This window comes from Spirillospora sp. NPDC127506, from assembly GCF_040302145.1.
Lineage (GTDB): Bacteria > Actinomycetota > Actinomycetes > Streptosporangiales > Streptosporangiaceae > Spirillospora.
The window spans coordinates 165907-175113 of sequence record NZ_JBEORG010000002.1 but is presented as its reverse complement, the minus strand read 5'-3'; the positions used below and the strand labels follow the sequence as shown (position 1 = coordinate 175113).

7 protein-coding genes are annotated in these 9207 nt (G+C 70.5%); 4 read left to right on the top strand and 3 right to left on the bottom strand.

The annotated features are described in order from the left end of the window. Positions 1-3: 3 nt before the first annotated feature. The 3 genes from ABTW95_RS03500 to ABTW95_RS03490 all read right to left on the bottom strand — a co-directional run bounded on the left by ABTW95_RS03500 (position 4) and on the right by ABTW95_RS03490 (position 5126). Positions 4-3570 carry a hypothetical protein gene (locus ABTW95_RS03500; protein WP_500224209.1) on the bottom strand — a complete coding sequence of 1189 codons (3567 nt, stop codon included), beginning with the start codon at positions 3568-3570 and terminating at the stop codon, positions 4-6. A gap of 100 nt (positions 3571-3670) precedes the next feature. Further along, positions 3671-4357: a hypothetical protein gene (locus tag ABTW95_RS03495; protein ID WP_396448150.1), complete on the bottom strand. Its 687-nt coding sequence runs from the start codon at positions 4355-4357 to the stop codon at positions 3671-3673. A gap of 64 nt (positions 4358-4421) precedes the next feature. Further along, positions 4422-5126, bottom strand: coding sequence for a hypothetical protein (locus ABTW95_RS03490; protein WP_396448149.1), 705 nt, complete (start codon positions 5124-5126; stop codon positions 4422-4424). A 239-nt stretch (positions 5127-5365) separates the two neighbouring features. On the opposite strand from ABTW95_RS03490, the gene ABTW95_RS03485 reads away from it, so the two are divergent. The 4 genes from ABTW95_RS03485 (at position 5366) to ABTW95_RS03470 (ending at position 9187) form a co-directional block, all read left to right on the top strand. Continuing rightward, positions 5366-6340 (top strand): alpha/beta fold hydrolase, encoded by a 975-nt coding sequence (locus ABTW95_RS03485; protein ID WP_500224207.1) that lies wholly within the window; start codon positions 5366-5368, stop codon positions 6338-6340. Next, complete coding sequence (locus tag ABTW95_RS03480; RefSeq protein WP_396448147.1) at positions 6331-7188, top strand: SDR family NAD(P)-dependent oxidoreductase; 858 nt, start codon at positions 6331-6333, stop codon at positions 7186-7188. Before ABTW95_RS03485 ends, ABTW95_RS03480 begins: the two co-directional genes overlap by 10 nt. Positions 7189-7739: 551 nt before the next feature. Beyond that, positions 7740-8375, top strand: coding sequence for an acetate uptake transporter (locus tag ABTW95_RS03475; RefSeq protein ID WP_396448146.1), 636 nt, complete (start codon positions 7740-7742; stop codon positions 8373-8375). A 113-nt stretch (positions 8376-8488) separates the two neighbouring features. Continuing rightward, positions 8489-9187 (top strand): DsbA family oxidoreductase, encoded by a 699-nt coding sequence (locus ABTW95_RS03470; protein ID WP_500224203.1) that lies wholly within the window; start codon positions 8489-8491, stop codon positions 9185-9187. Positions 9188-9207: the final 20 nt, after the last annotated feature.

The window sequence follows — 9207 nt, the reverse complement described above, 5'->3', positions numbered from 1 at the left end:
CCGTCACTTCTCCGTGTTCGCGAGCTGCGGCCGGTTCTCCGCGGCGGCCGCCGGACGTTTGGCGTAGAGGGCGTACCAGCCGAGGCCGGCGGGACCGGCGGCGTCCCGGTCCCCGAAGAGCGTGAACCTGGTCGAACCGCTCGGCGGGATGCTCAGCAGGCCGAGGAACCGCAGCGCGATGTCGTCCATCGTCAGCATGAAGCGCCTCTCGTCCGGCGCCCCGGCGACCTGCGCGCGGTCCAGCCGGATCTGCCCGACGGACACCTTCAGGACGTTCTCCAGGCTGAACAGCGTCGCGCCGCCCTTCGTCCCGGGCAGCCCCAGCCCGACCATCACCTCCTGGTCGCCGCCGTCGCCGTCCGCCGTGGACCACGCCGTGACCAGCCGCGCCACCAGCCCCACCTCCCCGGCGAGGTCGCCCGGCGTGCCGAGCTTCAGGTCGTAGGCCAGGCCGAACCACGGCCGGTCCGCCACCCCGGTGAGCGGGGCGCCGGTGACGACGGGCAGGTAGCCGCCGGTCTGCGGCGGCGTGTCCGCGCCGCCGTGGTCGAGGCCGCGCAGGTCGAGCGCGAAGTCGCGGAAGAGGCTGTCGCGGCGCGGCGTGCTCGTGCCGAGGTCGAAGCGCACCTCGCCGAACTCGGACGTCATCGTGCGGCGCGCCGGGGCCGCCGGCGGGAACGCCATCCGGACCCCCAGCCCGGCGAACGCGAGGCCGCGGCGCGGCAGGTCCTCGTCGCCCTCGCCGCCGAAGGACAGCACGTCGAACGGCCGCTCGCCGTCCGTCATCACCTTCAGGTCGAGGAAGCCGGACAGGTCGAACCAGGACACGACGTCCCGGCCCTTCTCGGCGTCACCCGGGTCGCGGGTGGACATCCGCACACCGGTGATCTCCACCTTGCGCACCGCGGCCTTGTCACCGAACCGGAAGGTCGACGGCCCCGTCCCGGAGAGGCTCTGCACGGGCCGCGACCCGTCGTTCTGGTAGTGGCCGCGCAGGACCATGGTGTTGAACGGGTTGCCGCCCTCGCCCATCCCGGCCACCCGCATGCCGAACAGGCGGTTGACGGTGAGCTGCGCCCACGACTCGAACTCCTGGACGGCCGTGTTCTCGAACACCGCGCGCAGGCTCAGCAGCCGGAAGTCGTGCTCCACGCCCTCCGGCGGCGGCACCGGCCGCGCCGTGGCCTCTCCCGGGCCGGGGGGCGTGAACGCCGGGTCGACGTAGTCGATCAGCCCGAACATCGAGCTGTCGCCGACCAGCTCGATCGTCCCGGCCTTCGGGTCGTTGGCCACCTGGCTGATCTCGATGCCGAAATGGTGCGCATGGAACCGGCCCGGGTCGGTGACCCCGGCGACGACGCCCGCCAGGTCGGCGGGGAGCTCGTCGATCCGCATCCGCAGGACGAGGACGCCCGTCCACGCGGGGTCCCGCGCCAGCCTGTTGAAATGCTCGAAGTACGGCTCGGTCCGCGCGGCGGCGTCGGCGAAGTACCTGCGCAGCCATCCGGACAGCACCACCAGCTCGGCCGGGTCCGGCGGACCCACGGGCGGAGCCGGCGGCGAGCCGGAATCCCCGGCCGCGCCGGGGACGATGTCGGTCGGCGCGGCGAACACGTCCCGCTGCGTCCAGCGCTCCGGGTTGCAGACCAGGCTCCCGCCGGGGTCCTCCGGAAGGTACAGGGGGCCTTCGCGGCCCTTCACGATGAGGACGTTGGCGTAGTCGTCGTAGCGGTTGAGGCCGACGTCGGCCGCGAAACGCCAGTCGGCGATGTTCATGGCGTTCTGGAACGTCGCCTCCGCGCCGCACTCACCGCCGCCGGCCCCGGTGAGCCGGCCGAGCCGCGTCGCGTTGGCGGCGACGAGGAACAGCTCACTGGACTGGAACGCCTGCCGGAGTTCGCCGCCCGGTGCGCAGAAGCACATCCGCCGCATCTCCGGATCGCTGTTCTGGCCGAGGAGGACCCGCTCCCAGACGTCGCCGGGGCCGAGCGTGACGAGCAGGCCGGCGGGCGTCGTCACGTTCTTCCGGCCGTCCGCCGCGCCGTCCGGCTGAACGTGCCCGGACGGCGGTTCGCCGATCTCCAGCCGCCGGGTGGGCGCGACCGCCGTCCGCTCGACGGTCTCGATCCGGTCGCGGGACCAGGTGCCGCGCTCCGGGTTCACCTTCACGCCCGCGTACGGGAGCAGCGGGAACACGGTGTCGCCGGGCAGCGCCATGCCGCTGTCCACGTGCACGAACAGGGTGTCGTCCACCCGGTGGGGCGGGTCTTGCCGCCCGTACAGGGCCGCTCCGCGCGGCTGCGCGACGTAGCGGGCGGAGTCGCGGGCGGAGTCGCCGGCGCCGGGGCCTCCGGCGCCTCCGCCGCCGGTGACCAGGCTCGCCCAGGACGTGCGGTACGTGGCGTCCATCAGCGGCGCGGACGGGTCGGTCGGCGGTCCGACGGGAGAGGTCTCGGGGAAGGGGTAGCCGGGCACGAAGGCGGGACGGCGCGGGGTGAAGACGAGCCGGTCGTCCGGGCCGAAGGCCGCGTACTCGGTGCCGTGCAGGCCGCACAGGAGCCGGCGCCCGGCACCGTCGGCGTCCCGCCCCGCCGCGGGCGGGACCTCCAGCGTGAAGGCCCCGGCCGGCGCGGCCTGGAACGGCAGCGGCCGTCCGGGGGAGTCGCCCGCGCCCGGGTTGAACACCAGGCGCGCCGCGTCCGGACGGTCGGCGAGCGGCCCGGGGACGGGGATCAGGCGGATCGCCGCGCCGGTGTCGGTGCGGAACCACGAATCGAGGACCGTCCGGCTCCCGTCGTAGTTCTCCCCGGTGAAGACGAGCGCGGTCCGGGCGGGGAGCACGGCGTTCAGCGTGTCGGCCGGGTCGATGGCGGCCATGAAGCCGATCCGGTCGTCGCTGGAGGGGCTGCTCCCCTCGGCCAGCGGCAGCCACAGCGTGCTGGTGCGGTATGCGGTGCCGGTGGCCGGCACGACGCACTGGAAGCCCCAGCTCCAGTCATCGTGCAGTGATCGCCGCCGGATGTGGGCGCCGAAGACGACGCAGCCGCGCTCGTCGCCGGTGAACGGCAGCTTCGCCAGCGAGATCAGCTGGGCGTCCGGTGCGGCCGGCCCGTCGAAGGAGATCGCCCCGTTACCGCACATCTCCAGCACGTCGCCCTCGAGCCTGAGGGACGCGCCGGCGTGTATCACGAGCTTGAGGTCCCGCACGATGGGCACCTCGGCCCCGCTCGCTATCACCACCCGGCCGTTCGGCGTGATCGGCATGGCGACGTTCGGCGCGCCTTCGATCGCGTCGGGTTCGGGCAGCCAGAAGATCGCCCGGTTCTTCAGGTTCTTGCGCAGGCAATCCACGGCCGCGATGAACCGCTCTATGGCGGCGTCGGTGCCGAGGTCCGGCGCCACGGTGGCGAACAGGAACGAGCCGTCTGCCTTCCGGAGGGCATTCTCGAGGTCGATCTTCTCTTCCGACGCATCGTTCGGTAGCAGGTACCCGAGCCAGCGATGGCTCGGGTCGGGTTCAGGTGGTCCGATGTACAGCCGGGTATCGCGGACCCGCTGGAAGAAGCTCATTGCCAACTGCCTCGGTGGTCGAGCGGCGCCGGCCCATCGGTGCCGCGGCGTGCGGGGCTGGACCGGCCGGCCCGTTCCGCGGGCCGGCCGGGGCGCCGTCTCAGGGCGTGTGGAAGGTCACCGAGCAGGCCAGCGTCGACTGCTTCGGCTTCGTGGCGTCGAACCCGCCCTTGAAGTACCCGAGGATGTAGGACGTCCCGCGCAGCAGGTTCAGGCCGCTCAGCACGCCCACCCCGCTCGCGCTGTTCTCCGGGACCTGCTCGAACCACTTGGGCGGGATCGTGTAGAGCGCCGACGGCGTCTGGTTCTCCCACACCCCGACCCAGTCGCCGTCGCCGGACGGCTGGCTGCCGGGCGGCATCGTGTAGGTGTAGGTGAGCGTGTTCACCATGAACCGCTTCAGGCCGATCCCCGGCGCGTAGGTCGCCGGCTCTCCGTCTCCCATGGCGGGCACGAACACCGTCGCGCAGACGTTCTTCACGTCCGGCCCGACCGCGTAGCCCAGCAGGTAGCTGTAGCCGGAGACTTCGGCGGGGAAGTTGCCGTCCCCGTTCGGACGGTCGGAGTTCACGGGCGCCGTCTTCTTGGGGTCCGTCCCGCGCGGGATGTCGTGGCCGTTGGTCTCCCAGAGGAAGACCTTGTTGCCGTTGGCCTGGGGCCGGTTGCCGGGCATGGTGTCGTACTTGTAGGTGATGGAGTGCGCCTCCACCGCGTCCACTTCGAACCCGGTGGTGACCATGTTCTGGTCCAGCGCGGCGCGCGGGCGCGCAGGAGTCTCAGTCGTCATCCAGATCTCTCCTTGCGAATGGTCGCTTGAATCGGTCGGGAACCGCCGCCGGAGCGGCGGAAGATCAGCCGGGGGTACGGAACGTGCACATCGCCGCCGCGCTGGTGCGGCTCTTTTCCATGAAATAGATGAGCGTGTGAACGCTGTCGGGATCGAGGGAAAGCCCGTCCATTACAAGGTTTCCCTCGCTGGCGTTGCCGGGTTTGGCCCGCGCCAGCGGTTTCGGTGCGTTGTAGGGGCTGGCGAGGCCGCGCCAGAGCCCCACCCAGTTCCCGTATCGCCGGGGCAGGTACCCGTACAGCGTGCGGTAGCCGATCACCAGCTTCTGGAGGCTGATCTCGTCCGCCGCGATGGTCACCGAGGACGGCGCCGTGACCGCCCGCGCCGGCGGAAGCGTCACGTACGTGCAGGCGTCGGTGACCTCGGGGCCGGTGCAGTAGGCGATGGTGTAGGGCTCAAGAGTGACGTTGATCTTGAGGTTCTGCGTGCCGGCGGAGACATCGGATTCGACGGGCTTCCGGTACTCCGGCTTGACGCCCCAGGGGACGACGAAGCTCTCCCAGATCGCGAAGAAGTTCTCGTAGGAACGCGGCCGGTTCGCGAGCAGGGTCACATATTCGACTTCGATGTTCTTGCCGTCGCTGTGGGTGATCCTGATACTGCAATGCCCGGGATCCCGTTCGGTGGCCTGGGACGGCACCGGACGCGCAGCAGACCTGCGTCCACGCAACTCTTTCACCCATCTTTTCGGGTCGCGGTTGTTTTCCACCGGGCTTCCTCCCCGGCGACCGCCCGTCACAACTCACCGGAAAAGCAAAATGTGGGCTCGAAAGAGGTCAAGCACGCGCGGCGGTGCACCACAGGACGGGGCGGGGCGCGGTGGGCAGTGCGCGGGGCGGCCGTGTGCCGGGTGGCCGCTCCCACTGAGCGGGACATCGCCATGCCGGGGGCGGGGGCGTCCTGCACAGTCGGTCGGACATCACCCCGGAGCCTCTGAGGGAACCGCGCATGGCCGGCTGGAGTCATCGGTACGCGAAGATCAACGGCCTCGACGTCCACTACGTGGAGCAGGGGACGGGGCCGCTCGTCGTCCTCCTGCACGGGTTCCCGCACACCTGGTTCAGCTGGCGCCACCAGATCGGGCCGATCACGGACGCCGGGTTCCGGGTCGTGGCGCCCGACATGCGCGGCATGGGGCAGACGAGCGGGCCGCCGGACCACCGCGAGTACGCCCCGGACCGGATCGTGGCCGACCTGACCGGCCTCCTCGACCACCTCGGCGAGGAGAGGGCGGTGTTCAGCGGCCTCGACTTCGGGCTGTTCGCCGCCTACGACCTCGCCTACCACCGCCCCGAGCGCATCGCGGCGATCATCGGGCTGGAGAACCCGTTCTTCACGCCGTCCGACGAGCCGCCGCTGACGCTCGCCGCCCGGCAGGCCGAGCGGCACTTCAACCACATCCACTACTTCGTCGCGTCCGGCACCGCCGACGACGACCTCGCCGCCGCGCCCCGCGAGTTCCTGCGCAGGCTGTTCTACGCGCTGTCCAGCGACTACCACTACCTCGACGTCTGGCGGCGGCCTCCGGGGACGCCCTACATCGACGCCCTGCCGGACGCACCGCCGCTCCCGTGGCCGTGGCTGACCGAGACGGAACTGGAGTTCTACGTCGCCGACTACAGCCGCAGCGGCTTCACCGGCGGGCTGAACTGGTACCGCGCCATGGACCTCTCCTGGGAGTACCGGAAGTCGTACGCGGGCCGGAAGAACCCCGTCCCGTACTACTTCATCGGGAGCGAGCAGGACACTGACCTCGAAGGCTGGCACGGCCCCGATCCGCTGAACCGGCTGGACGAGCATTACGCGGATCTGCGCGCCGTCCGGATGATCGAGAATGCCGGGCACATGATGCAGATGGAGAAACCAGGCGAGACGACCGCGGCGATGCTGGAATTCCTTGACGGGAGGAACGAATGGGGCTGACCGCGAATCGGGTGGCGGTCGTCACCGGGGCGAGCCGCGGCGCCGGGAAGGGAATTGCGCTGGCCCTGGGCGAGGCCGGCGCGACCGTCTACGTCACCGGGCGCACGCGCACCGAGGGCGAACTCCCGGGCACCGTCTTCGCCACCGCCGAGGAGGTCACCGAGCGCGGCGGCACCGGCGTGCCGGTGATTTGCGACCATTCCGACGACGATCAGGTCGAGGCTCTCTTCAAGCAGGTCGGGCGCGAGTCCGGCAGGCTCGACATCCTCGTCAACAACGCCTTCACCATTCCCGACGGGCTGGCCCGCAAAGGGCCGTTCTGGGAGAAGCCGCTGGCGCTTCAGAGCATGTTCGACGTGGGAATGCGCTCGGCGTACGTGGCGAGCTACTACGCGGCCCCGCTGCTCATCGGGAGCGGAGCCGGCCTCGTCGTCAACACCTCGTCCTTCGGCGGCCGCTGCTACATGCACGGCCCCGCCTACGGCGCGGGGAAGGCCGCCGTCGACAAGATGGCCCACGACATGGCCGTCGACTTCAAGCCCTACGGCGTCGCCGCCGTCTCGATCTGGATGGGCCTGCTGAAGACCGAGCGGAACAGGGCGCTCTTCGAGGGCGTCCCGGAGCGCTACCGGTCGTTCGCGGCCGGCGCGGAGTCCCCGGAGTTCACCGGACGGGTGATCGACGCCCTCGCCCGCCACCCCGACCGGATGCGCTGGACGGGCCGGGTGCTCATCGGCGCCGAGCTGGGCGAGGAGCTGGGCGTCACCGACATCGACGGCCGGACGCCGCGCTCGCACCGCGCCGTGCTGGGCGATCCGCCGGCCTTCAGCGACGCCGTGGTCGACTGACCACCTGTTGTCTAGCCCGTCTAATAACAGCCGCCACACGCGTCCGATCCGCCCCCGCAGTGACCGGTCACACCCTTACCACGCCTTGTCGATAATTCGCACTGCTAAATTAAACTCTCGGCCCCCTGGGCAAAGGCACCGTGGAGGGCGGGCAAAGCACCGCCATGAGGGCGGAGGCATCACCCCATATCGATCAGTTCGGAGAGCACCGAGAAGGCCCCTACCCTCCCAATTCAACTTTGACGACATGGCTTTGCGATGATACGTCGGGAATATCCAGCGAACAGGGTCCTGACCGGACGGGCCAACGGAGTTATGATCCGAAACGGGACCGGCCGGATATCGGTCGTCCCCGCAGTTCAGGGACGCATCTGACGCGGCCGGAAACGCGCCGGATGCCTGGCATGACGGTGAGGTCGGATCACTATGGGACGACGTTCCCGCCGGTGCGGCCTTCCCCGACGTCCGTTGTCGCATTCCTTCGTCCATCCCTGCCCGGCCCGTACGAGACCGAGCGAGACACGGCGATGGGACTCCACCGAGGAGGCACCATGACCCACGTCGAGCAAGAGTCGACCCCGCAGACACCGCCCGCCGCCGCCGACCCCGCCCCGCTGGGTCTCGCGGCCTTCGCCCTGACCACGTTCCTCCTCTCCGCCAAGAACGCCGGCTGGACCGACGGCACCGACGCCTGGCTCGGCTACGCGTTCGCCTACGGCGGCCTCGTCCAACTCCTCGCGGGCATGTGGGAGTTCCGCAACCGGAACGTGTTCGGCTGCACCGCCTTCTCCACGTACGGCGGTTTCTGGATCGGCCTCGGGCTGTACGTCCTCCTCGTCGCCGGCGGGGCGACCCCCGCCCAGGAGGCGAACGACCTCGGCTGGATCCTGCTGGCCTTCGCGATCTTCAACACCTACATGATGCTGTGGTCGACGCAGGTCAACCAGGCCGTCCTGGCGGTCTTCGTCACCCTGGAGGCCACCGAGATCATCCTGTTCATCGGCCAGTTCTCCACCAGCGAGAACACCATCAAGATCGGTGGCTACGTGGGCGTCCTCACCGCCCTCTGCGCCTGGTACGCGTCCGCCGCGGGCGTCATCAACGGCATGATGGGCCGGACGTTCCTCGGCGTCGGCCGTCCCATGGCCCGGCAGCTCAGCCCCAGCCCCGACCCCACCCCCCACTGACCCCGCACCCCACCCGACGCCCCCGCCGCCCCGCGGCGGGGGCGTCCGCCGTAGAAACAGATCCGCGCCCGAGCGTGTTGCACCCGGTGACCCCTACGAGGAAGGTGCGACCCGTGCGCGTTGAAATCTGGTCCGATGTCGTCTGCCCCTGGTGCTACATCGGAAAGCGGCAGTTCGAGAAGGCGCTCGCAGGCTTCGAGCACCGCGACCAGGTCGAAGTGGTGCACCGCTCCTTCCAGCTCGACCCGTCCTTCCCGCCCGGCGAGACCGTCGACGTGGCCGACATGCTGGCCGCCAAGTACGGCATGCCGCGCGAGCAGGCCGTGGAGATGAACCGCCAGATGGAGAAGCGCGCCGCGACCGTCGGCCTGGAGTACCGCCTTGAAGGCGGCCGCGCAGGCAACACCTCCGACGCGCACCGCCTCGTCCACCTGGCCGCGAAGCACGGCCTTCAAGACGAAACCGTCGAGGCCCTCTTCAAGGCGCACTTCACCGACCGCCGCTCGGTCTTCGACCACGACTCCCTGACCGAGATCGCCGGAGAAGCCGGCCTGGACGCGGCCGCGGCGCGCGAAACCCTCTCCTCCACCGCCTTCACCGCCGAAGTGGAGGCCGACCAGCGCGAGGCCCGCGACCTGGGCGCTACGGGCGTCCCCTTCTTCGTGATCGACCGCCGCTACGGCATCTCAGGCGCCCAGCCCCCGGAGGCCTTTACCGAGGCCCTGACCCGCGCCTGGACGGACGCCCATCCCACCCTCACCACAATCGGCACGCCCAGCGAAACCTGCACCGACGAAACCTGCACGCCCTGACGCCGGCCCGCCCACGGCAC